General features: G+C 33.8%; 17 protein-coding genes and 1 pseudogene. 3 read left to right on the top strand and 15 right to left on the bottom strand.

Annotated features, from left to right (window positions below; genetic code table 11):
• Nucleotides 1-143: 143 nt before the first annotated feature.
• From DKK70_RS06350 to ilvI, 10 genes are all read right to left on the bottom strand, one after another.
• Entirely contained in the window at nucleotides 144-1,550 is a 1,407-nt protein-coding gene (locus DKK70_RS06350) for a hypothetical protein (RefSeq protein ID WP_110433230.1), read from the bottom strand.
• A gap of 473 nt (nucleotides 1,551-2,023) precedes the next feature.
• On the bottom strand, nucleotides 2,024-2,932 hold the full coding sequence (locus DKK70_RS06345) for a lysine exporter LysO family protein (protein WP_110433229.1): 909 nt from the start codon (nucleotides 2,930-2,932) through the stop codon (nucleotides 2,024-2,026).
• 109 nt (nucleotides 2,933-3,041) lie between these two features.
• The gene (locus DKK70_RS06340; RefSeq protein ID WP_110433228.1) at nucleotides 3,042-3,986 is read right to left on the bottom strand and encodes a VirK/YbjX family protein; all 945 of its coding nucleotides are present in this window, start codon (nucleotides 3,984-3,986) and stop codon (nucleotides 3,042-3,044) included.
• Between the two features lie 242 nt (nucleotides 3,987-4,228).
• Nucleotides 4,229-5,530 carry a phosphopyruvate hydratase gene (gene eno / locus DKK70_RS06335; protein WP_086358974.1) on the bottom strand — a complete coding sequence of 434 codons (1,302 nt, stop codon included), beginning with the start codon at nucleotides 5,528-5,530 and terminating at the stop codon, nucleotides 4,229-4,231.
• A gap of 46 nt (nucleotides 5,531-5,576) precedes the next feature.
• On the bottom strand, nucleotides 5,577-7,214 hold the full coding sequence (pyrG, locus tag DKK70_RS06330; protein WP_110433227.1) for a glutamine hydrolyzing CTP synthase: 1,638 nt from the start codon (nucleotides 7,212-7,214) through the stop codon (nucleotides 5,577-5,579).
• A 201-nt stretch (nucleotides 7,215-7,415) separates the two neighbouring features.
• Nucleotides 7,416-9,701 carry an IgaA/UmoB family intracellular growth attenuator gene (locus DKK70_RS06325; RefSeq protein WP_110433226.1) on the bottom strand — a complete coding sequence of 762 codons (2,286 nt, stop codon included), beginning with the start codon at nucleotides 9,699-9,701 and terminating at the stop codon, nucleotides 7,416-7,418.
• 45 nt (nucleotides 9,702-9,746) lie between these two features.
• The gene (locus DKK70_RS06320; protein ID WP_110433225.1) at nucleotides 9,747-12,026 is read right to left on the bottom strand and encodes an IgaA/UmoB family intracellular growth attenuator; all 2,280 of its coding nucleotides are present in this window, start codon (nucleotides 12,024-12,026) and stop codon (nucleotides 9,747-9,749) included.
• Nucleotides 12,027-12,101: 75 nt separating this feature from the next.
• Complete coding sequence (locus tag DKK70_RS06315) at nucleotides 12,102-14,270, bottom strand: IgaA/UmoB family intracellular growth attenuator (RefSeq protein ID WP_110433224.1); 2,169 nt, start codon at nucleotides 14,268-14,270, stop codon at nucleotides 12,102-12,104.
• 158 nt (nucleotides 14,271-14,428) lie between these two features.
• Entirely contained in the window at nucleotides 14,429-14,923 is a 495-nt protein-coding gene (ilvN, locus tag DKK70_RS06310; protein ID WP_086358969.1) for an acetolactate synthase small subunit, read from the bottom strand.
• Nucleotides 14,923-16,641 carry an acetolactate synthase 3 large subunit gene (gene ilvI / locus DKK70_RS06305; RefSeq protein ID WP_110433223.1) on the bottom strand — a complete coding sequence of 573 codons (1,719 nt, stop codon included), beginning with the start codon at nucleotides 16,639-16,641 and terminating at the stop codon, nucleotides 14,923-14,925. The genes ilvN and ilvI overlap by 1 nt, the downstream gene beginning before the upstream one ends.
• 321 nt (nucleotides 16,642-16,962) lie before the next feature.
• Between ilvI and ygfZ the strand changes: the two genes are divergently transcribed.
• Nucleotides 16,963-17,838 (top strand): tRNA-modifying protein YgfZ, encoded by an 876-nt coding sequence (gene ygfZ / locus DKK70_RS06300; protein WP_110433222.1) that lies wholly within the window; start codon nucleotides 16,963-16,965, stop codon nucleotides 17,836-17,838.
• A gap of 79 nt (nucleotides 17,839-17,917) precedes the next feature.
• On the opposite strand, the gene DKK70_RS06295 is transcribed toward ygfZ, so the two are convergent.
• From DKK70_RS06295 to ppdD, 5 genes are all read right to left on the bottom strand, one after another.
• Entirely contained in the window at nucleotides 17,918-19,084 is a 1,167-nt protein-coding gene (locus DKK70_RS06295; protein ID WP_110433221.1) for a M20 aminoacylase family protein, read from the bottom strand.
• Between the two features lie 186 nt (nucleotides 19,085-19,270).
• Nucleotides 19,271-20,005 carry a prepilin peptidase gene (locus tag DKK70_RS06290; protein WP_110433220.1) on the bottom strand — a complete coding sequence of 245 codons (735 nt, stop codon included), beginning with the start codon at nucleotides 20,003-20,005 and terminating at the stop codon, nucleotides 19,271-19,273.
• Nucleotides 20,005-21,174 carry a protein transport protein HofC gene (gene hofC / locus DKK70_RS06285; RefSeq protein WP_110433219.1) on the bottom strand — a complete coding sequence of 390 codons (1,170 nt, stop codon included), beginning with the start codon at nucleotides 21,172-21,174 and terminating at the stop codon, nucleotides 20,005-20,007. The genes DKK70_RS06290 and hofC overlap by 1 nt, the downstream gene beginning before the upstream one ends.
• Nucleotides 21,175-21,185: 11 nt before the next feature.
• Nucleotides 21,186-22,295, bottom strand: coding sequence for an ATPase, T2SS/T4P/T4SS family (locus DKK70_RS06280; RefSeq protein WP_110433218.1), 1,110 nt, complete (start codon nucleotides 22,293-22,295; stop codon nucleotides 21,186-21,188).
• Nucleotides 22,296-22,322: 27 nt separating this feature from the next.
• Entirely contained in the window at nucleotides 22,323-22,754 is a 432-nt protein-coding gene (gene ppdD / locus DKK70_RS06275) for a prepilin peptidase-dependent pilin (RefSeq protein ID WP_110433217.1), read from the bottom strand.
• A gap of 184 nt (nucleotides 22,755-22,938) precedes the next feature.
• Here ppdD and ampD point away from each other — a divergent pair.
• Nucleotides 22,939-23,481 (top strand): annotated as a pseudogene (gene ampD, locus DKK70_RS17480) (1,6-anhydro-N-acetylmuramyl-L-alanine amidase AmpD); the annotation flags it as partial.
• Entirely contained in the window at nucleotides 23,467-23,814 is a 348-nt protein-coding gene (locus tag DKK70_RS17475; protein ID WP_375334973.1) for a YqcC family protein, read from the top strand. The pseudogene ampD and the gene DKK70_RS17475, both read left to right, overlap by 15 nt.
• Nucleotides 23,815-23,860 lie beyond the last annotated feature (46 nt).

The raw sequence follows: 23,860 nt of genomic DNA, 5'->3' as shown, positions 1-23,860 counted from the left end.
ATAAAATAGCAATATCTCACTATATCGAGAGTATTGCATTAATTTTTAGAGATTTTAATGGCAAATCATTACAGATATTGAGGACATTAGATAAATAATTTTGTAGATTATTATACTTAACGTCCTCATAAAGCCGATTAATTTTAGTTAACATCAACCATACATACTATAAAATCAGGACAATGATCACATCTTGAATCAACACCTAAATGCCCAGAACTAGCATCTACATCAACCCGTCTTGCTATATTATTAGGGTCGATATCTTTAGTCCAATACCTATCATTTGTAACCGAAGACCAACGTGATTCAGGATAAGCATCTCGAACTGTATAACCCCACTCAGGTAATACGCCTTGACCAATAGCTCTTGTATAGCCATTATTCATGTCAAAATCCATGTTAAGAATAGCTGGATTCATTGGAGCATTGGTTAAATCTTGGAATGTTGGTAAATTGTCTTCGCTACATATAGTTATAGCTTTATCCCAATGTGTCTTATAATTACCATTTGGATATCTTGGATTATATGGATAAACCCAGATTCTTGTAGGATCAAAGGTATAATTAACATTGAACGATGGTTCTAGCTTCGATTTTATTTGAACAGTTATTGAACCATTTGGTTTTTTTTCAAGAAGAACTTTGCCATTTTTATCAACTGATACACCTGTGGAATCACCAACAAATGAATATTCATAATCCGTTTGTGCACCACTAACCACTAAGTGAAAGAAAGCACCAGGAAAACCTGTTGTCGGAAAATGTTCACCAGATGGATTAACTTTAAAACCATAATTAGGCACATAGTCTGAAGAATAACCACCACCGACATCACTCTTTCTTGAAGTTAAGTTGGCAACATTCCAACCTTTATATTTATTTGAATTATTGAAACTCAACCATTGATTATCTGGATATACTTTTAATGAGTTTGGTGCTACATAGCATAATTCTGGATTCGAAGCTATTTTATACTTTACCAAAATATCGCTCAAATCTCCTTGACGAGGAACTCCATATTTTGAGTTAGGCTTTATACCAATATGAATTTTTAATTGCAAAGGCATTTTAAATCCACTACCACAGCCAATAATACTGCCATATTGACTCCTAGATATTTCTTCACCCTCCGCATCATACCATTCAGAAGAAACATTAGAATTAAGCGTAAACGGCTCAACATCATCAGCAATATCGCCATTCTCATCAAAATAATTCAAAGATCTGTCTAAATTACTCATTGAATAAGAAGGATCGATAACAAAATCGCTAAATCGATAATCACCACTAAAAAATTTTATCTCATCACTTATTATAGTACCTTCATCTTGACTATAATGTACTCCATCAACCGTAAAGCCTAACTTTTGCCATGATGTTTCCAGAATAAATTCTGGTTTACTGGCGTGAATTATATTCGTCGTATGAACGGTAATAGCATACGCTGTAGAAAATAGCGACAGAAAGATAGGGATTATAAGTACGTAAAAGATTTTATTTATAGTAAAAAATAAAATATTTATTATTTTGAATATTGTTTTGCACATAAGGGGATAAGTAAACTAACTACAAGAGATTAAAGAAAAGGTATAAAATATAGATTTATAAATTAAATGATAATATTTTATTTTAGTTGTCCTATCCAGAATCATAGGATATCGATTACGATTACATTTTAACATGTCTTTACTGCTCCATATAACACTTTAACGGTAAATCACAAATATATACAATAAGATATATTTTTTATGTGATATATTACCCGTAACTTTCCTAAGCTCCATTAACTTAAGCGAATCAGTATGTTAAATTAAAATAATGTATTTGTATCGTTTTTAATGTAAAGATTTGTAAATGAAAATGTGGTGTGATGAACTTTTATATTGAGAACACCAGCAAAATATATTGAAAAAAAACAACTTAATATCATAAATTTGATAATTCTTCATAAAAATTAAATTTTGATTTAATCTCTAAAATTATGATAAAAAATTTTTATTTCAATACATTTCAAATTTGGTTAAATCCCACCATAATTAAATAGTGTCATAAAAATCGGCATGATTAAGGTTAATAAGAAACCTTGAACGATTGCGGGAGGCACGATGCTGACACCAGCACCTTTTTGTAGCATGGGTAAAGTAAAATCCATTGAGGTAGCACCGCATAAGCCTAATGCTGTGAGTTTGTAACGTTTAATTAATGTAGGAATTAGAATGATAGCACATAACTCGCGCAAGATATCATTTAAGAAGGTTGCACTACCTATAATTGGCCCATGAGCTTCGGTCATGAGAATTCCTGACAGTGAATACCAACCAAATCCTGATGACATTGCCAACCCCACTCGTACTGGCAGGGACATTATTAGTGCTGCTACAATGCCACCCAAAAATGTGCTTAGTAATACAATTACAGTGGTGGCTATTCCAACCTTGTTGAGTAGGATCTGTTTTAGTGAGATGTTGTTACTACGAAGTTGTATGCCGATAAGGAGTAGTAAAAAGACTAAGACGACTTTAGTTATATCTTCACTATATTGCCAGATAAATAGAGGAAAGAGCCCAGCAATAAAACCCGCAACGAGCGCAATACATACTCGCAGTGATTCTAAGATCATTTTAAATCGTGACTCATAAGTTTGGCTGCAGTGGGTGGTGCGCCATGGCAGTAATATATCGACTAGGGCTAAGAAAATAAAATTACCGCCAAAGGTACAAATAAAGATAATGCTAGTATAAAAAAGGATGACTTTTAAGTTGGCTGCTAGATTATCGAGATGAGCTAGTTCGGTTCCCATTATAAATAGGATAAAATAGACCATCCAGCTTAGGACTTGATTTATTTTGGCGATCCATTTTTGCTCTTTGAATCTAATCAAATAACCTAGACATAGCGGTACTAAAGCAATAAGAATACCAAAATACATGTTCTATTCCTTATAATTTTTTTATTTTAAAATGTAAAAATTAGGTCTTTTGTAGATCGCTTGCCATTTTGGGCAAGCAATTTTTTGTATAATACAGTAATTGATACGATTAGATTAATGACGCTAATTGTGTTTCAATTTTATTCTGAAGTTCATCCAATAATGCATAACGGTTGCGATACTCAGAACGTTTCTTACTGGCAATCTCTTCGATTGATTTTCGGTTGATTTGTGTCGGTAAGATAAATAACGATCTTTCGTCTTGTTTACCGTCAATGGTTAACCAAAAATCATCATAGTCAGATAAGATTCTCTCTTGTCGACTGTTATAACGCCAGTTGTTATAGACATGAGTTTTATTACCTACCGCTATAATCTGTTCAAGTTGAAAATAACTCGCAATAATTAACGCTGCCTCAACAGCCACACGTTTAGGAAAAAGTCCATAGCACTGTTTTGTTGCCTGTTGTACTCGAGTTCGAGCTTCATGATGCCCTGTTCCTTGTAAGCCGGAAATAAAAAGTGTCGACTTTTGTTGATATTGCGCAATGGTAAAAGTTAACGTCGCTAAATCAATCCCATCATTATCATAAAAATAGAGGCTGAGTTCACCCTCCCGAGCATATTTATTACGTGCTTGAATCGCAATTTTTATATTGGCTTCATTTTTTGCCGTAATACTGGCCAATTCAAAGGGGACATCTAAGTTATAGAAGGCTTTTGTCATGCTATCAGGGCGATTAGCTAAAAAATCATAATGATAAGCTAATGCCTCGTACCGTTCTTGTTGGCTCAAACAAGAAGCTAAATAAGGTCGTTGTAGTTTACAAGGTAAATTAGTTTGGCATGATAAATAGTAACCAAGTAATTTGTATTGTCTTAATTTGTCTAATAATTTAAGCGTAATAGGACTTAAAAATAGGGTTCGAAAAAAAAATTTATAACGATAAGTCGGTTTAAGCCATAATTCGTTAAGTGGTAATTTCCCTGAACAAAGCCAGTTAAAAAGTTGCCATTTACTTTTAGGCTGGGACATATTCGTAATATTATTCATAAGCAGAAAAAAGTATTCGTATTAGTTAATATATTAAAGAGTTATATGTGGTTAAATTATAAATTATCAATTAGATATTTGTGATTATTTTCAAATTTAAGGCACTATTTCAACGTAAGTGACTAAGAGTACAACACAACCCAAAGCAACGCAACCCTTATGGTGTTATATCATCGCTTAAGCAATAAAAAACGGTGAACTAAGTCACCGTTTTATTAAAAGGTATCGTTTATAAAAACGAATTATTGACCTTTAACTTCTTTTAAACCGTTAAATGGTGCTTTTGAACCTAAAGCTTCTTCAATACGGATTAATTGGTTGTATTTAGCAACACGGTCAGAACGGCTCATAGAACCAGTTTTGATTTGACCTGCAGCTAAACCAACAGCTAAATCAGCGATTGTTGAATCTTCTGTTTCACCAGAACGATGTGAAATTACTGCAGTGTAACCAGCATCTTTCGCCATTTTAACAGCTGCGATAGATTCAGTTAATGTACCGATTTGGTTAACTTTAACTAGGATTGAGTTAGCGATGCCTTTTTCAATACCTTGTTTGAAGATTTTAGTGTTAGTTACAAATAGATCGTCACCAACTAATTGGATTTTGTGACCTAATGCTTTAGTTTGGTATGCCCAACCTTCCCAATCGCTTTCGTCTAAACCGTCTTCAATTGATACGATTGGATATTGCTCAGTTAAGCCTTCTAAGTAATGAGTGAATTCTTGAGCAGTAAACTCTTTATTGCCTTCACCTTTTAATACATATTTACCAGTTTCTTTGTTGTAGAATTCAGAAGCGGCACAGTCCATCGCTAAAGTAATGTCTTTACCTAAAACGTAACCAGCTTTTTCAACTGCTTCTTTGATACAAGCTAATGCTTCAGCATTTGAATCTAGGTTAGGCGCAAAACCACCTTCGTCGCCAACAGCAGTATTCATGCCTTTAGCGTGAAGTACTTTTGCTAAGTTGTGGAATACTTCAGAACCCATACGGATTGCTTCACGTACTGTTTTCGCACCAACTGGTTGAATCATAAATTCTTGAAGGTCAATGTTATTATCAGCATGTTCACCACCATTGATGATGTTCATCATTGGTAATGGCATAGAGTATTGACCTGGAGTACCATTAAGATCAGCAATATGTTGATAAAGAGGTACACCTTTAGCTGCTGCAGCTGCTTTAGCTGTCGCTAAAGATACGGCAAGAATTGAGTTAGCACCTAAGTTTGATTTGAAATCAGTACCATCTAAATCAAGCATGATTTGGTCGATTGCAGCTTGATCTAACGCATCTTTACCAACAACTGCTTTGGCGATTGGTCCATTAACATTTTCAACAGCTTTAAGTACGCCCTTACCTAAAAAGCGAGATTTGTCACCATCGCGAAGTTCTAACGCTTCACGTGAACCTGTTGACGCACCTGATGGAACGATTGCAAGACCTACGAAACCACCTTCTAAATGAACTTCAGCTTCAACAGTTGGGTTACCACGTGAGTCAATGACTTCACGACCATGTACTTTAACGATTTTTGCCATGTTATTTTCCTCTATATGACAGATATATACCTAATGTAAATATAAACTATTTTTGCTGCTGATCTTGATAATCTTTGGCAGCTTTAATAAAACTACTAAATAATGGATGTCCATCACGTGGCGTTGATGTAAATTCTGGATGAAATTGACAAGCAACAAACCAAGGATGATCTGGAATTTCAATAATTTCGACTAATTTTTTATCAGTTGATAACCCTGTCACTTTTAAACCAGCCTTGACAACTTCTGGTAATAAGTTGTTATTGACTTCATAACGGTGACGGTGACGTTCAGTTATCGACTCTTTTTTATACATTCCAGCAACTAGTGAATTTGGTTCTAAATGGCAGATTTGCGAACCTAAACGCATAGTGCCACCTAAATCACTATTTTCACTACGCTGAACAATTTGACCCGATTCGTCACTCCACTCAGTAATTAGAGCTATAACTGGGCTTGGGCAATCTTTAACAAATTCCGTTGAATTAGCATCTTTAATACCTGCAACATTACGTGCATATTCAATTAATGCTACTTGTAAACCAAGGCAAATACCTAAATAAGGAATTTTGTTTTCGCGAGCATAACGTGCCGCCATAATTTTGCCTTCAACACCACGATAACCAAAGCCACCTGGGATTAATATTGCGTCTAAACCTTGTAATATTTCGCTGCCGCGAGATTCAAGATCTTCTGAATCAATATAACGGATATGAACGGTTAAACGATTTTTTAAACCACCGTGTTTTAGTGCTTCATTCACTGATTTATAAGCATCTGGTAAAGCAATATATTTACCAACCATACCGATAGTTACTTCACCAACTGGGTTAGCTTCTTCGTAAATGACTTGTTCCCATTCAGATAGATCCGCTTCTTTACATTCAAGATGGAAGCGATTGCAGACAAAAGTATCTAAATTTTGTGATTTTAATAGTGCAGGGATTTTGTAAATCGAATCAACATCTTTAAGTGAAATTACCGCACGTTCAGGCACATTACAAAATAGCGCAATTTTAGCTCTTTCGTTAGCTGGAATTGCCCGATCTGAACGACAAATTAATACGTCAGGTTGAATACCAATTGATAATAACTCTTTAACTGAGTGCTGTGTTGGTTTAGTTTTTACTTCACCTGATGAGGCAAGATAAGGCACTAATGTTAAGTGCATAAATAGTGTATGTTCACGACCAACATCAACCGCTAATTGACGAATTGCTTCTAAAAATGGTAGTGATTCGATATCACCAACTGTACCACCAACTTCAACAATAGCTACGTCATAACCTTTGGCACCATCAATAACTCGATCTTTGATGGCGTTAGTGATATGAGGAATAACTTGGACTGTCGCGCCTAAATAGTCTCCACGACGTTCTTTGCGTAAAACGTCAGAATAAATACGTCCTGTTGTAAAGTTGTTTTTTCGGCTCATTTTAGTGCGGATAAAACGCTCATAATGACCCAAATCAAGATCGGTTTCGGCACCGTCTTCAGTCACAAAAACTTCACCATGTTGAATTGGGCTCATTGTTCCCGGATCGACGTTGATATAGGGATCAAGTTTTAGCATGGTGACTTTTAAATTGCGGGCTTCTAAAATTGCAGCTAATGAGGCTGCGGCAATGCCTTTACCTAAAGAAGAAACGACACCGCCTGTAACAAAAATATAATTCGTGACCATTAATACCAGACCATTATTAATTTAATTGAACAATATCACATCAGTTTAAACGATAAAAACCATGCAATATATGATGAATCAGACGGGAAATTAGTATAACAGAATATGGCTTATCTCACAATTGAATAATTATGTTTAATCGATAAGTTGCTCACAACACCTACTAATTTGATATCTATCATTTCAATAATCTATCTAATATTATTCCTCAACCTCTGACTGATCTTTTAAAATTTTATCACTATAATTAGCAATGATTTTTTCAAGTCGTAATTGATTGGTAACTTTTTTCCAAATAAACAAGATACAATTAATTAAGGTGACAAGGATAACAAATAGAAACACAATATTGTTGATCAAAATAAGCGATGAAAATGAGAATAAATCATTCTTATCAATATTATAGATAGGATCTGTTGAAATCGTTAGTTTTGAAACTGCTCCATTATGGTAACTCACATTGGTGACTACCCCTGTAATTTTTAAGTTAGCATTATTTCCCATTAAAATACCATTATAATAATCAAGTTGTTTTTTGAAAATTTCATTATTATAGTTGTGTTTATAATTTTTATCATAGAGTGGGATTAATTTAGTAAATTGTAAACTAAGGTTATTTTCATCATTTTGCAGCATTGCTACTTTTTCTTTAGCATCAAAGATAAAATGTTTAAGAATATTTGTTCGATACTCAGCAACTAGTTGGACAATATTTTGCGCCGAGGTTAAATTTACTATTTTTTTAATATTGTAATGCGATTCCGCATAAGCCACCACGTCAGACCAATTGTTTAAATCAACACTACTATGCTCTGACAGTAAATTGGCTAGACTTTTTTTAATTTGGTCACAAGGTTCAAGGTTAAGATGTTTACAACTGTCATCAAAGGTTAAAATAGCAGTCTCAATATTATAAATTTTTATCAATTCAACTATATTTTTGTTTTTTGTGTATTGTTTGTTTTTTGGATTATTCCCATATTTTTTGAAGTCATTCTCTAAACGCTGATTTAAATGTTTGTTGGCTAACGCTGTTTTTACAATAACTTCTTGATCTTCTATCATTTTTAAAATATTGCTATCATAAATCGCTCGTGTTGATTGAGGCCATGAAGAAAAAAGATTAAGTTTTGTACTGTCTATTGGATTGATATTAACAAATATTTTATTACATTGAGAATGATCTTTATTTTTAATATCACACGAGACACTTGATAAATCGAGATTAACGCGATCCATAAATTGAAAGGCTATTTTCTTGAAGTTAGTTTTATCATCAATGTTCCAAGTAGTGGCTTGTGAGGTTAATTGCTGATAGCTAAAATCAAATTTTTCACCGGCATCGGTAAAATAGTAAATTAATACTGTCAATATTAATCCTGTAATAGCCAATATAACATTATGCTTGATAAATTTCGGTGCGCCATAATTTTCCACTTCTTCACTTATTGATAGATAGTCGCCATAACTGAGTAATTTTAGAGAATTAACTTCGACCTCTATATCAATTGGCGTGTCACTTTTATTTGATATGAACATTCTCCAGTGATCGGGAACGTCAAATTCAGTATCCCATTGCGCTTTGATATGGTTGACATATTCAGTAGGTATTTCTCGTTTTATATGCGATATTATCATAGCTAATATAAAGCATAGGATTGAGAAAACTGCCAACCAGAGCGATTGAAAATGCTCTAAAACCAATAACCCCATCACACCTAATACAAACAAAAAAACCATTAATTTGCCAGAGTTGCTTTGGTCTTCCATGGCAGTTTCATATTGATTTTTTTCTCTTTTATTAACAATCTCAAAAGGAAGTGCTTTTTCTGATTCTTCTGTTACTAGTTGGGTAATGGTTTCATTAGCCTTTTCAACGCTACTCAAATCAATAGGTTTCAAATCTCCTGTCTGCCAATAATCTATAATTTGCGACACTTTACGATCAGATAGATTTAGACAAATTTCCAATAACTCACAAGTGTTTATTTTAACGACAATGGCATAACTTCTAGTAAACACAACTTCAGCGGTGTTGATACATTTTGACTTAATGTTGAGTAGATTGTCTTCACAGTCTTCATAATCTTCATAGTCTTTATGAAACCCTATAATATCGCCGTCCATATTGTAAGGAAAAAGTAAATGTATATCCTCCATCTTGTAATAGCATTCCAGACTATATCTATCCGTATAAATTTTTTCAATATAACCTTTTATTCTCGTGACATCAGAACTGATTAATGGACTTTTCCATTGATAAGGACTAGGCATAGGGTCTTTATTATCAAGATAAGGCTGAAGAAAAAGAATTTCTTCTTCAGTTAACTGTCGGATAGCATTTTCACGAATAAAAGGGGCAATTTCGACTCGCTTATTTTGGGACAGTTTATTTAGCTCATTTAGATCTTCTTTAGTCATGATAACTATGTAAAGTACAAAGAGAGCAAAAGCTGGAATAACAATAAAATAGATAATATTTGCCATATTATTGATATCTTCCTATTAAAACCTTTTCATAAAGATTAATACTTAAATTAACCTATCTTGATAATATTTAAAAATTTCTTTAGAACGATGTCGATTAATTTTCGTTTTCTGAACTAGTTTTACAGCATTAATCGTAGCGATTAATATCATCACAACAAACATAATAACATTAATAATAATCAACAAATTTGATGATAATTGTTGATTCTCGTCTAAATTATAATGTTGATTTGCGTTCACTTTCAGACCAGAAATACTCTGTGTCTCAAGATTATGTCTATCAGAGTTTTCACCCTTTTGGTAAAGAATATCACTCACTGAACCAACAATATTAATATTTGCAGGAATACTGTTGTTTAAAATAGCAAAATAATAATTAATATAACCATTTTCATCGAATTTCATCGATTTATTCATAACAAATGGTGCCATGTCAACATAGCTTTGATTGGTTAATGTAATTTTTACACCGTTATCAGATTGATATTTAGATATGACATTAACCAATTCACTTTGAAGTTCTAATTTAAATGGTTCTACTGCCTGTTTGAGACTACGCATTCTGCGGGTTTCGACTATTTCACTAAAATCAGGATTTTTTGTAGACTCAGACAATAAATCATTCCAGGTAATATTTGCCCTGCTCCTACCGGTATCAAACAAATGAGTCAGATTGTTTTTGACATTGTCACATTCTTTAACCGGTAAAATATTACAAACCTTGTCAATATCAATTACCATTTGACCAATACTTTCTATTTTAGAAAATGAATTTTTAACATAACGTCCATCATTTGAACTGCGGTTTAGCATATCAACATATAGGCTTTGTACATTTTGAAAACGCAACATTTCCGAATCAACCACCTCATTAACAAATTTTGTATCAAAAATATGTTTTAATGAACCTTCGATGGCCATGACATTATTTTCCTTCAAAGCCATTGGCTGATTATTGATGAAGAAGTTATGACATTGATATTCTTCGTTTAAATCATTGATATCACACGATGTATTTTGGATGGTGATATTCACAATGTCACCCGGCTTGATATCACTATTTTTTAAAGTGGTGAAATCTTTAATTTGCAGATTTTCAGATTGTTGACTGTAATATTGATAAGCAAAATAACCATTATTAACTGGATCAGTATAATAATAGAGAACAGCAGATAAAATTACGCTAATTACCAATAAAATTTTATTTCGTGAAACTAGTTTAGGTGGTCCAAATTGTTCTACTTCATTATTAATGGATAAAGTCTGACCATAGCGAAGTAATTTTTTATTATCATTACTGATAACCATTTCAGTCGCGTAATCTGAAGTCTCTGGGATAAAATTTAACCAATACTTAGGGTATTGTAAAACCATAAGATTACCTACCTCTATGGAACAAGTGTTAGGATCTTTATCATAAATTTTTGCTTTAACGACAGATACTTGTTGTGGGTTTAAATAATGCTTAGGTTTATACCAAGCAAAAAAGGCAGCTGCACCAAGACAAATTAAGATTAAAATGGAAATCTGATCATTTTCACCGAACCATGAGCGTATCAAGAAAACCGTTGCTAAAATTAAGCAAAGCGACGTCAACAAACCAAGACTATGTTTACGACGTATAGCCGCTTCAAATTGAGTTTCTTCACGTTGATAAAGGAGTTTATAATAATTTCTTGACGCTTCTAAATAAGCTTCATTATTATCTAGATTTTTACTGTTTTCATAAATGCTGAGTGATTCAACATCAGAAGAGTTAATGCCATCTTGTCGACTGGAACTATTGTGTTCATCTAAGAATTCATTTTCCAAATTATTTTCGTTGGCTTTAGTTTGATTTAAATCTCTAAATAAATATTCCTCATTTGGATCATAATTTTCGAACGCTGTTTTGATATCATAATCATTGACTTTAATAACAATCCCATAATATTTGGTAAATACAACTTCAAAAATATTTGATTCATCAATATGCATATCCATATTATATGGAAAGAATATTTCAATATTATCGACATCATAATAATAGGCGATTTCATCTGTGTTACTATAAAGACTTTTACGAGTACAAGCACCAAGTAAATACGATACTTTGTTATCAACCAAGGAAGATTGGAATTTATAAGGATAAACCGCTAATCTACTAGTTAGAAAAGGTTGTAACAGTTCTAATTCTTCATCGGTTAAATCTCTTATTCGTTCACGATGCCTTATGTGATCGTTTAAAACGTTCTTATTGATACTACGATCACTTTTATAAAGTAACCAACTAATTAATCCAAAAATTAAAATACCTATTTTAAAGACTAAATACAAATCCATTGTTATTCCTTAATCTTAAACTGTTTGTTATTTTTATAATAAAAAATGACAATTTAATCCTATTGTTATTAATACCTAGCCATAGTAATGTACTACTCTATCCGAATAATATTTGGTGATTAGTTTAATACGACGTTGATTAAATATAATTTTATAAAGTAGTGTGCCCCCATTAATTAATGCTACTGCTGCCATAATAATGAACATAAGAGTATCAATAATGACTGGCGACGTTAATGAAAATAGTTTTTCTGAATCGACTTTATAATAATCTTTAACATTAAGCTTAAGTTGTGAAATGCTACCATCTTCGCGATAGCTAATATCACCCACTAGTCCAATCAAATTAATTGCATCACTCTCATCAGCTTCATCAGTTAAAATTTTATAGTAATAATCTAATAATAATTGCAAATTTTCCTTAGAAGATGCATTTTTAATACTATTTGATTTAGCTATTTTAATATAACTATTTTCTATTAATACAATTTCAACCCCTGTTCCATTAAATTGATGATTATAAACAATATTTTTTAATTTAGATAAAATATCTTTTCTAATATTATCAATATAAGGGATAAGTTCTTCAATTTTTGATGTTTCTATTGATTTTGAAAAACTTGGATTAAGTTCAGCTTCAGTTACTAATTTAGTCCATTCTGTTTCATCATAACTTCCTTTATTAGTATATAATTGAATTAATTTATATTTAACCGATTCACATTCAATTTCAAGGATGTTACAAATTTTATCTATATCAATAACCATCTGTCCCATATTTTTCAAATTTAAATAAGATTCATTTTTATAAACTAACATTCTGAGCGTATTTGGATCTATCACTGCTTCAATGAATTTTTCATCAAATACTTTGTTTATAGTGTTAAACAAAAGTATAAGTTGATTATCCTCATTTTCCAGTGGTTTATCCTTGATAGCCAAGTGATGACATTTAGTGTCAATATTTTTATTTCTCTCTTTAATATCACATGAAATACCGTTGACAGAAATGTTAATAAGATCACCTCGCTTAATATCACTATTATACAAGCTGGTTAAATCATTGATTTGCCAATTTTGTAATTGATGGCTGTAATATCGATAAGCTAAAAAACTATTGTTAATTGGATTAGAAAAAATATAGAAGACGATTGTCAGCATTAACCCTATAAAAAATAACACGTTATTGCGAAAAATAAATTTTGGTGGTCCGAATTGTTGTATTTCTCGATGAATTGATAAAATATTCCCACAACGCAATAATGTATTAAGATTACCTCTTATGTCCATTTCGGTGGTTGTTTTTGATACTTCAGGTATAAACCGTGACCAATACTTTGGATAACATATATTCGTTTTAGGATCGACAATTAAGGTGTGAGATTTAGTATTTTTATTGAAGTTATTAACCTTAATGGTTTTCACTTGTTGTGGTTTTGATTTTAGCTTAGATTTATGCAAAGCAAAAAATGCCGCTACAACAAAACATATTATCACTTTGATCAGCGTAGATAATATTTGGTCATTTTCAGCTAACCATTCACGAATGAAGAGAATAGTTGCAAATAATAAACAAAATGAAGTTAATATGCCATAGTTGCTTAGATTGCGAGATTTTATTTCCAATGGTGTTTCTTCACGTGTAGACAAAGTTTCAAAAACAACTACGTTATTATTTACTGAAGCGAAATCGGCATTGTTAGGAGCTGACTCTGATCTTGGAACATCACTTGTTCTTATTCTATTAGGATCATAATTGTCGAAAGCAAACTGAATACCATAATTGTTGACATTAACTACATATGCATATGTCTCCGTAAAAACGACTTCAACAACATTATAATTTGAAAGATACATATCTAAATCATACGGAAAGAAAAGATCAATATTATCGATTTCATAGTAATAACACCTTTTGTTGTCTTCGGTGATTACTTTTCTTCGAATACAAGTTCCTTTTATTACCGATACTTTGCAATCAATTAATGGTTGGAGTTCATAAGGTCGAACAGATATTTTATGGCTGGTGAAAGGTTCTAATAGTTTTAATTCTTCATTTGTTAAATCTCTATATGACTCACGATTTGCAATAAAATCTTTTATTTTTTTCTTATTTTTATTACGATTTTTGCGATCATGTCTAACAGAAAAGTAACCAAAAATGAAAATGAGTATAAAGGCAAACACAATTACACCGGAGAAGATATTAAATATCATCACAATCCAAAATAATGCATCCAACATTCTTTATTTCCCTATATTACCGCGCGCGAATGTTAAAAAACGGACAACTATATCATTTGTTTGATATTTATCCAATATTTTTTCAAAATTTATTTAATGTTATTATAGATTTATAAAAAAGGCGCTTAATGCGCCTTTTGTTTTATTTAGAAGATTACTTATTTAACCGTTTTTTCGCTGCGAGATAAACCGATGATCCCTGAACGGACAATTTCTACTATATTGCAAGTTTCGCGAATTGAAGATAAGAATGACTCTAATTTTTCACTGGTACCTGACATTTGAACAATATAGTGAGTTGCTGTCACATCAACAATCGAACCTCTAAAAATATCGGCACAACGTTTAACTTCATCTCGGGCATCAGCTGTTTTAGCAGCAACTCTGACTAACATAATCTCACGCTCAACATGTGGACCTTCGGTTAAATCGTTAACGCGATAAACATTCACTAGTTTATGTAACTGTTTTTGGATCTGTTCTAAAACATGTTCATCACCTGAAGTTTGAATCGTCATGCGACTCATGGTTGGATCTTCGGTTTGTGCGGTAGTAATGGATTCGATATTAAACCCACGTTGTGAAAATAAACCAATAATTCGTGACAATGCGCCTGGTTCGTTTTCAGTTAAAATTGATAATATATAACGCATTAGGTTCTCTCCGTTTTACTTAACCACATTTCATTCATTGCTCCGCCACGAATTTGCATTGGATATACATGTTCGGTAGCATCGGTCATGACATCAATAAAAACTAAACGATTTTTTATTGAAAGAGCTTCTTTAAGTTTTGGTTCAAGATCTTCACGCTTATCAATCCTCATGCCTACATGACCATATGCTTCGGCAATTTTAGCAAAATCAGGTAATGACTCCATATAAGATGACGAATGACGACCGGCATAAATCATATCTTGCCACTGTTTAACCATACCTAAAAATCGGTTGTTAAGATTTAAAACAATCACCGGTAAGCCATATTGCAAGGCCGTTGAAAGCTCTTGAATATTCATCTGAATACTACCGTCACCGGTCACACATACTACATGCTTTTTAGGAAACGCAAGCTTAACGCCCAAAGCTGCAGGTAAGCCAAAGCCCATCGTACCCAGACCGCCAGAGGTAATAAAGTGACGAGGTTTGTCAAAGGGATAATAGAGCGCAGTAAACATTTGATGTTGACCAACATCAGTTGCAATATAAGCATCCCCCTTAGTCAGCTTATATAAAACTTCAATCGCTTCTTGTGGTTTAATACTTTTGCCTTCATGACTATATGCTAAACATTTACGCGCACGCCAATGGTCGATCTGTTTCCACCAATCGATTATCGCATCTAAATCACGATCAACATTAAGTTCATCAAGTTGCGATAACATAGTTTCAAGTACTTTTTTCGCATCGCCTACCACCGGAATAGCGGCTGATACCGTTTTCGAAATTGAGGTTGGATCGATATCAATATGAATAATTTTGGCCTTAGGGCAATATTTTTCCACATTATTAGTGGTTCTATCATCAAAGCGAGCACCAACGGCAAAAATCACGTCGGCATTATGCATGGTCATATTGGCTTCATAGACACCATGCATACCAATCATACCTAAATATTTTTTATCGGTTCCAGGAAAGGCGCTGATTCCCATTAAGGTTGTTGTAACTGGCAAGTTTAATTTATCCGCTAAAGATTTAACAGCCTGACTGGCATTGGCACTAATTACCCCGCCACCAATATAGAGAACCGGTTTTTTAGCCGACAATAATGTAGTCAATGCTTTTTTGATTTGCCCTTTATGCCCTTGAATAGTCGGGTTGTAAGATCGCATTGTTACGGATTTCGGATAATTATAGTTATATTTATTTGCCGGATTAACGATATCTTTTGGCAAATCAATCACGACCGGACCCGGTCGGCCAGTTGATGCAATATAAAACGCTTTTTTAAACGTTTCAGGAATATCTTTACTATCTTTTATTAGGAAGCTATGTTTAACGATCGGTCGAGAGATCCCAACCATATCACACTCTTGGAAGGCATCATTACCAATTAAATTACTAGCAACTTGGCCTGACAAAATAACTAATGGCACTGAATCCATATAAGCGGTGGCAATACCCGTAATAGTATTGGTTGCTCCCGGGCCAGAGGTGACTAAAACTACGCCGACATCACCTGTTGATCGAGCATAACCATCAGCCATATGCACGGCAGCTTGTTCGTGACGCACCAAAATATGCTCAATCCCACCTAAGGTATGCATTGCATCATAAATATCAAGAACACTGCCTCCTGGGTAACCAAAAATTTGCTTAACTCCTTGGTCAATCAAGGATTGAATGACCATTTCTGCGCCTGACAGTTTTGCCATGGTTGTTGCCTCCATTTATAACTAATTTGTCATTTTTAGTTCCATTTTGCATGAACTCATAGAGAAAATCAATAAAGTCAACAATCTAACTTTTATTTTTTGCAGTTTTGCTAGCTAATACTCTTTTTTTACAAGAAATAACTTGTAAAACTTCATTTTATCTATTTTAATGAAACAATAATGATAAGTTAATTGGTGAGTTAATTGATTAATTTTGAATTATTAAAAGCTTTATCACTTATATTTTATTACGCTCTTTTATAGCTTATCGATGGTATTCATGTAATATTAGAGTACCTTATTTTAAAAAAGGTGTTTTTGATGGCCAATTCTTATTGTAAACCAACTTCCCTATCTGATTGGCAATTAGTCAAAGTTTCAGGTGAGGATAATCGTAAATTTTTACAGGGACAAGTAACTGCTGATCTTAATCGTATTAATGAAAACTCAGCATCATTTGCTGCTCATTGTGATGCAAAAGGACGTATGTGGAGTAATTTTATATTATTTCAACGCCGGGAAGATATTTTTTATATATTACGTAAAAGTGTTGCCGAAAAACAAATAACTGAATTGAAAAAACCCGCTGTGTTTTCTAAAGTAACAATAGAACCCGTTCAAGATTTAAATATAATTGGTTTAGAAGAAGATGCAATTGATCCAGTAGTAATTTCGGCTCTCGGGGATCAAAATTGTATAACTATTGATGATGTGACTTATATCAAACTCACAGCCCCTAAACTAAGAATAATAAAAGTATCATCTGAGCCATTGCCAAATGACTTACTACCTGCTGAGCATTGGTTAAAACTTGAATTAGAAGCTGGTCACGCTATTATCGATGCACCTAATATCGATAGCTTGCTTCCACAAGCTTGTAATTTACAACATTTCAAAGCGATCAGTTTTGATAAAGGTTGTTATTGTGGGCAAGAGATGGTTGCCAGAGCGCAATTTCGTGGTGCCAATAATCGCGGACTGTACCTATTAAAAGGTCACAGTAAGGTTTTACCAATTATCGGTGATAAGCTTGAATATGAATTAGAAGGCAATTGGCGTGAAGGTGGTCAGGTTACCGCTGCATTAAAATTGAGTCAAAATAATGATGTTTATGTTCAAGTTGTGTTAGCGAATGGCATTGATGGTGAAACGAGCTTTAGAGTCAAAGGTCAACCGGACAGCTTATTAAATTTTTAATTAAAAATTAATCAGTAATATTTGTTTATTAAGCAGGAATAATTTTATAATTATTCCTGTTTTCTTATACCTTAATCTTCTAACGTCCTAATTCTTGAGCAACGATTTCAACAAAGTATTGAGCACCTATCGTAAGGATCTCGTCATTAAAATTATATGATGGATTATGCAGATTGGCGCCTTCCCCTGCACCAATTTTAATATAAACTCCGGGTACTTTTTGTAGCATAAAGGCAAAATCTTCTGAACCCATTGTTGGCGGTGGATCAATAATAATCTTATCGTTACCCACAAGTTTTTGTGCAACTTTTATCGCAATATCGGCTTGTTTAGGGTGATTGATGGTTGCCGGATAACGACGTTGATAATCAACTTCCGCTTTGGTACAAAATGTTAAAGCCGTTGCTGTTGAAATATGTTTGATTCGTTCTTCTGCCAAATTTTGATCTTCGACACTTAATGCCCTAACTGTGCCACGGATTATCGCGTGTTGAGGTAACACATTCCAAGTATCCCCACTATGAATTTGTGTCACACTAATAACTAACGAATCAGTTGGATTTAAATTGCGGCTGACAATGGTTTGCAAATTATTAACAATATGGGTAGCAGTTAAAATGGTATCTTTACCTAAATGCGGTGCAGCCGCGTGGGAACCAATACCGGTGATTTTGATTTCAAACACATCATAAGAAGCCATCACTGGACCATGATTAATCGCAAAATGGTTTAATTCTAAATTAGGTTGATTATGCATACCGTAAACGGCTTCGATAGGAAATTTGTCAAATAAACCGTTTTCCACCATCACTCGACCACCGCCTTCGTTCTCTTCAGCGGGTTGAAAAATCACTACCACTGTGCCTGAAAAATCACGATTGGCACTTAAATATTTTGCCGTACCTAATAATGTAGCAGTATGACCATCATGTCCACAGGCATGCATTTTGCCGGATATTTTTGAACAGTAATCGATTTTATTTTCTTCAAATATATCCAATGCATCAATATCCGCTCGCAGACCAATCGTGCGACCTTTACTTTTACCATGAATCACTGCCACCACCCCTGTTGGCGCAAAATTGGTATATAGTTCGGTGATGCCAAACGATTTTAACTTTTCAATAATAAATTGGGTAGTCTGTTTTTCTTCAAAAGCGGTTTCTGGGTAAGCATGAATATGATGACGCCATGCAATCATCTCATCTTTTAATGCAGCAATGTTTTTCACGGTAGTACTAGTCATTGATTATTCCTTACATTTAGCCATAAATCTAAAAGATTTTATTAGCACTATAATCTTAATTGTAAGCAAATAAAAATAACTAATTATCCTAACGTTATCCTTTTTAGTTATAAGCCAAATAATAAGGTAAATTCAGCAGCAATGAGAGGAATAAAGATCTAAATCTCAATCAGTTAAAACTATAGTCTAGATTTGGTAGATGATTAAATAACCAGATAATAATAAAAAAGGACCAAACGCGATATGCTTTGGCGTTTTGCATTTTGTCAAAATAAAATAGAGGATGCCTAATAATGATGCCATAATTAATAATATCGGCATAGATTGGTAAGGTAACCAAGCCCCCAAAGCCGCAGCTAGTTTGATATCACCGCCACCTAAACCGACTCTTTTAGTCAAGCAGAAATAACCGATAGCCGGCAATTTAAGCATCCAGTAACCACAAAAAATTCCCACTAAGGTATCGGCAATGGTTAACGAGCTCAGGTTAAGATAAGCCAGCATCACTCCACCCCACATTAATGGTTGAGTAAAGAAATCAGGCAGTAAAAAATGGCGAAAATCAATCAAAGCTAAAACCCAAAACCATGCAATAAGAAACATCAATAAACCACTTTGAAAATTTAGCCCTTTATCCAGATAGATTAATAAAAATAACCCAGCTATTGTCACTTCCGTAAATGGATAATAAAAAGCGATTTTATACTGACAAAAATAACAACGTCCTCTCAACATCAGCCATGAAACCAGCGGAATTAACTGCCAAGCAGAAAGTGGCTGATGACAATTTGGACAAGAAGAACGAGGAACTGAAATAGCTACCAAATAAGTAAAAAGTGATTGCGAAGGCGAGTAACGCAAATAAGCAACTGGCAAAAAACTACCAACCACCAACCCAATAAAAAAAACTACCACCGCCATTAATGGATCACATCCGCCATTTGAAATATTGGTAAGTACATCGCAATCACTAAACTGCCAATGATCAAAGCCAAAAATAACATCAATAATGGCTCAAATGCTTTTACTAAATTATCGGTTAAAGTTTGATTTTGTTGTTGATAGTAGATAAATAAATTTTTAAGCATGACATCTAACGCCCCTGACTCTTCACCCACATGGATCAGTTGTACACAAAGTTTAGGAAAATAGGACGATAACATCTGACTAAACGCATTACCTTGCTCAATACCATGAATAATTTTACTAATAATTTCTTGATAGTAACGATTGTCTATACTATTTGCTGAAGCGGTTAGTCCGGTTAGTAATGGAACCCCTGCTTGCTGAGTAATCGCTAATGTATGGAAAATCTGCATTAAGTTCTGTGACTGAATAACTTGGCCAATCAATGGCAACGTTAATTTTTGTCGATCAATAGTTAGCTTATAACGTATTTTAAAAAAACGTTGGTATAAAAAGTAACTAAGTGCAACAACTAATAATACAATCAAGCCACCTCGTTGAGCGTCGTTAGCAAAATCAATAATCAGTTGTGTAAAATAAGGTAATTGAGCATCAAAGCTTTGATAAATGTCGGCAAATTTTGGCAATACAATAAACAACATCACCATAATCACCATCATTGAAACAATCAATAAAAATAGCGGATAGCGAATGGCTTTTTTAATCTGTTTTCGCAATTCCAATGTTTTTTCAAGATGTAAAGTTAGCTGTTCAAAACTGTGATCCAATTGCCCAGTTAATTCACCAACGGCGATTATTTCACAATAAAGTGCGGGAAATATCCAATGATGTTGTTTTAAAACTGCCGATAACGATTCACCTTTGGCTATCTGCTGACTGATATCGTTCAATACAAATTGCCATTGAGGTTTGGGTTGATCATCAATAAGTAATCTTAAACTATCAACAATTGATAACCCCGCCTTTAACATAGTGGCTAGTTGCTTAATAATTATCATTAATTCGCTAGACTTAAAACTTTTCGCGGTAATAACACTACCCGCACGAATTTTAATCGCGATTTGGCCTTGCAATAATAGTTGTCTTTTTACATCTTGCTTTGATGTTGCAATAATCTTATTTGGATGAAAGTTAATATCATACCAAAAATAGAGTCGCCTCATTTTCCATCTCCTTACTTACCTAAAACCCGATTTAACTCTGCAAGCGTAGTGATACCTTGTTGTACTAATTGATAGCCCGCTTGCATTAAATTGACTCTATTTTTCGATGAGATTGGTTGATTGTTTAAAATCTGTTGTTGCACTTCGGGTGTTATTATTAACAGTTCATATAAGCCTATTCGTCCTAAATAGCCTCCGACACACTTTTCACACCCCATGGCAATAAAGTGTGGCGAAGGTTGATTATCAATTAAGGTAAGTTCACTCGCTACCACCTTACAATATTGGCAAAGTTTACGTACTAAGCGCTGAGCAATAACCAGTTTTAAACTGGAGGATAAAAGATAATTTTTAATCCCCATTTGATTTAGTCGAACAATCGCTTCAACACTGGAGTTAGTATGTAAAGTTGATAATACCAAATGCCCTGTTTGCGCCGCTTGAATGGCGATTTCTGCGGTTTCATGATCACGAATTTCGCCGATCATCATCACATCAGGATCTTGGCGCAACAAAGCACGCAATATTACTGAAAAACTCAAACCTGCTTTCAGATTAATAGCCGTTTGATTGATACCCTCTAAAGGAATTTCGATCGGATCTTCAACACTACAAATATTACATTCCGTTTTATTTAAACGTTTTAAAGCACTATACAACGTCATGGTTTTGCCACTACCAGTTGGTCCAGTAACCAAAATTAATCCTTGTGGATAATCCAATATCTGTTTAAAGGTGATGAGATCTTGCTCATTTAATCCTAAATCATCAATAGTTAATTCGGATTCATGGTTATCCATAACTCGCAATACTATTTTTTCACCGTTAATCACCGGTAATGTGGCGATTCGCATTGCATAGTTATTAATTAGCAATTGGCCATCTTGCGGCAAACGATATTCAGCAATATTTAGATTAGCCATAACTTTTAATCTAGCAGAAATCTGTTTGGCAAGAGTTAGTGGTGGCATTTGCATATTTTGTAATACACCATCAATTCGCATGCGGATTCGATAATTGTGTTGATAAGGTTCGAAATGGATATCAGAGGCCCGCTTTTCCAATGCAGACAATAATAATTTATCGACGCTTTCGACCACTTTATCTTCTTGAATAATCATCGCGTTTATTACCTAACTTAACAAAAATTAAAATTTAAACACATCTTCACAAGCTTTATTTAAATTGGCATCAACTGGATTAGATACACAGGTTCGCGACCAATCTACATTACCTAACGACGTATTTAACTTTGGAGTTAAAGTAGTAGTTAAGCTTGATAATGCGCTTTTACCAACTATTGTAATAACACCTTTATTGACAGAAATTGAAGCAACATAGTTGGTCGTTCTCGTGGTCGGCACACCATTGGCCCCACTATTACATTCATTTAATGAACCTTGTTCAATAACACATATCTCAATTGCGGTTTTATACGCTGTCATCGATTGAAGCATATCAGTTAAAGCCGCCTTTTTGACATAACTTTGGTAGGCTGGCAAACCGATAGCCGTTAAAATGGCGATTACCACAATGGCGATCATTAACTCAAAGAGTGTAAATCCAGACTGCCTGTGCATAAAAACCTCGAAAGATTAATTAAATGATGAATGGTGTGACTTTATAGCAAACTGAAAAAATGAAATAATAATCAGATAAAAAAGTGGAAACAAAAATACAAATTGAATATCACATTCAATATGCTATTAAGTAAAGTTGTGAATTAAATCGCAATAACAGCAAATCTATACGCTTGGAGTAATTATGTCCGCAAAAATTGTTGATGGTCGAATAAAAAATATTAAACAAGTCAAATCGCCCTATTATAATGATCGGCCAATTAACCAACCAATCTCGTTATTGGTTATTCATAACATCAGTCTACCGCCTAAGCAATATGGTGGTCCTTATGTAGAACAACTCTTCACTGGCAAGCTAGATCCAAATGAGCATCCCTATTTTGCAGAAATTTACCAACTACAAGTCTCAAGCCATCTATTTATAAGACGCGATGGTGAAATTATTCAATTTGTACCGTTTGACAAACGCGCTTGGCATGCTGGTAAATCAGTATTTGAAGGTAAAGAAAATTGCAACGACTTTTCAATTGGTATTGAAATGGAAGGTTGTGATAGTGATGACTTTACTCAGGCGCAATACCAACAATTGGCTAACGTAACGACCCTATTAAAACAAAACTATCCAATCAAAAATATCACCGGACATAGTGATATTGCCCCAGGTCGTAAAACCGATCCTGGTCCCCATTTTAATTGGCACTATTATCAAAAATTGGTTAACCAGCAAACGCAAATTAATGCCATAATCAACCAACTTAATTCAATTAAGTACGAACTACAACATCTTAACTTATGGCAACCATCACCACCAGCTCCGGAAGCTTTTTTAAGTGAACAACCATTTGCGCTCGACACTATGCAACCTCATGAATGGTTACAATGGATCTTTATTCCACGTATGCAAGCATTAATCGATGCGAAAAGTGAAATACCAAAATTTGCCCTGCATCCTTATTTTGAAGAGGCATTTAAAGAAGTTCAAGAAATTGAGGTAAATAAATTATTGACATTAATTAAACAGCTAGATGAATTAGCAACTAATCAATCAATAGTTGAATAAGATTCTTTTTTGCAGAGCTAGCCACATCAAGCATGTGGCTAGCAGA

Origin of the sequence: Gilliamella apicola (assembly GCF_003202655.1) — a bacterium.
Lineage (GTDB): Bacteria > Pseudomonadota > Gammaproteobacteria > Enterobacterales > Orbaceae > Gilliamella > Gilliamella apicola_R.
The sequence above is the reverse complement of the archived record's forward strand: the minus strand, read 5'-3'. Positions and strand labels throughout refer to the sequence as shown.

What these genes read in the sequence shown, in the direction of transcription:
- DKK70_RS06325 (WP_110433226.1), bottom strand. Translation starts at nt 9,701, where the DNA reads ATGGCAAATATTATCTATTTTATTGTTATTCCAGCTTTTGCTCTCTTT.
- ilvI (WP_110433223.1), bottom strand. Translation starts at nt 16,641, where the DNA reads ATGGCAAAACTGTCAGGCGCAGAAATGGTCATTCAATCCTTGATTGAC.
- ygfZ (WP_110433222.1), top strand. Translation starts at nt 16,963, where the DNA reads ATGGCCAATTCTTATTGTAAACCAACTTCCCTATCTGATTGGCAATTA.
- DKK70_RS06315 (WP_110433224.1), bottom strand. Translation starts at nt 14,270, where the DNA reads ATGTTGGATGCATTATTTTGGATTGTGATGATATTTAATATCTTCTCC.
- DKK70_RS06320 (WP_110433225.1), bottom strand. Translation starts at nt 12,026, where the DNA reads ATGGATTTGTATTTAGTCTTTAAAATAGGTATTTTAATTTTTGGATTA.
- ppdD (WP_110433217.1), bottom strand. Translation starts at nt 22,754, where the DNA reads ATGCACAGGCAGTCTGGATTTACACTCTTTGAGTTAATGATCGCCATT.
- DKK70_RS06350 (WP_110433230.1), bottom strand. Translation starts at nt 1,550, where the DNA reads ATGTGCAAAACAATATTCAAAATAATAAATATTTTATTTTTTACTATA.
- ilvN (WP_086358969.1), bottom strand. Translation starts at nt 14,923, where the DNA reads ATGCGTTATATATTATCAATTTTAACTGAAAACGAACCAGGCGCATTG.
- hofC (WP_110433219.1), bottom strand. Translation starts at nt 21,174, where the DNA reads ATGAGGCGACTCTATTTTTGGTATGATATTAACTTTCATCCAAATAAG.
- DKK70_RS06340 (WP_110433228.1), bottom strand. Translation starts at nt 3,986, where the DNA reads ATGAATAATATTACGAATATGTCCCAGCCTAAAAGTAAATGGCAACTT.
- eno (WP_086358974.1), bottom strand. Translation starts at nt 5,530, where the DNA reads ATGGCAAAAATCGTTAAAGTACATGGTCGTGAAGTCATTGACTCACGT.
- DKK70_RS06280 (WP_110433218.1), bottom strand. Translation starts at nt 22,295, where the DNA reads ATGATTATTCAAGAAGATAAAGTGGTCGAAAGCGTCGATAAATTATTA.
- DKK70_RS06295 (WP_110433221.1), bottom strand. Translation starts at nt 19,084, where the DNA reads ATGACTAGTACTACCGTGAAAAACATTGCTGCATTAAAAGATGAGATG.
- DKK70_RS06345 (WP_110433229.1), bottom strand. Translation starts at nt 2,932, where the DNA reads ATGTATTTTGGTATTCTTATTGCTTTAGTACCGCTATGTCTAGGTTAT.
- DKK70_RS06290 (WP_110433220.1), bottom strand. Translation starts at nt 20,005, where the DNA reads ATGGCGGTGGTAGTTTTTTTTATTGGGTTGGTGGTTGGTAGTTTTTTG.
- pyrG (WP_110433227.1), bottom strand. Translation starts at nt 7,214, where the DNA reads ATGGTCACGAATTATATTTTTGTTACAGGCGGTGTCGTTTCTTCTTTA.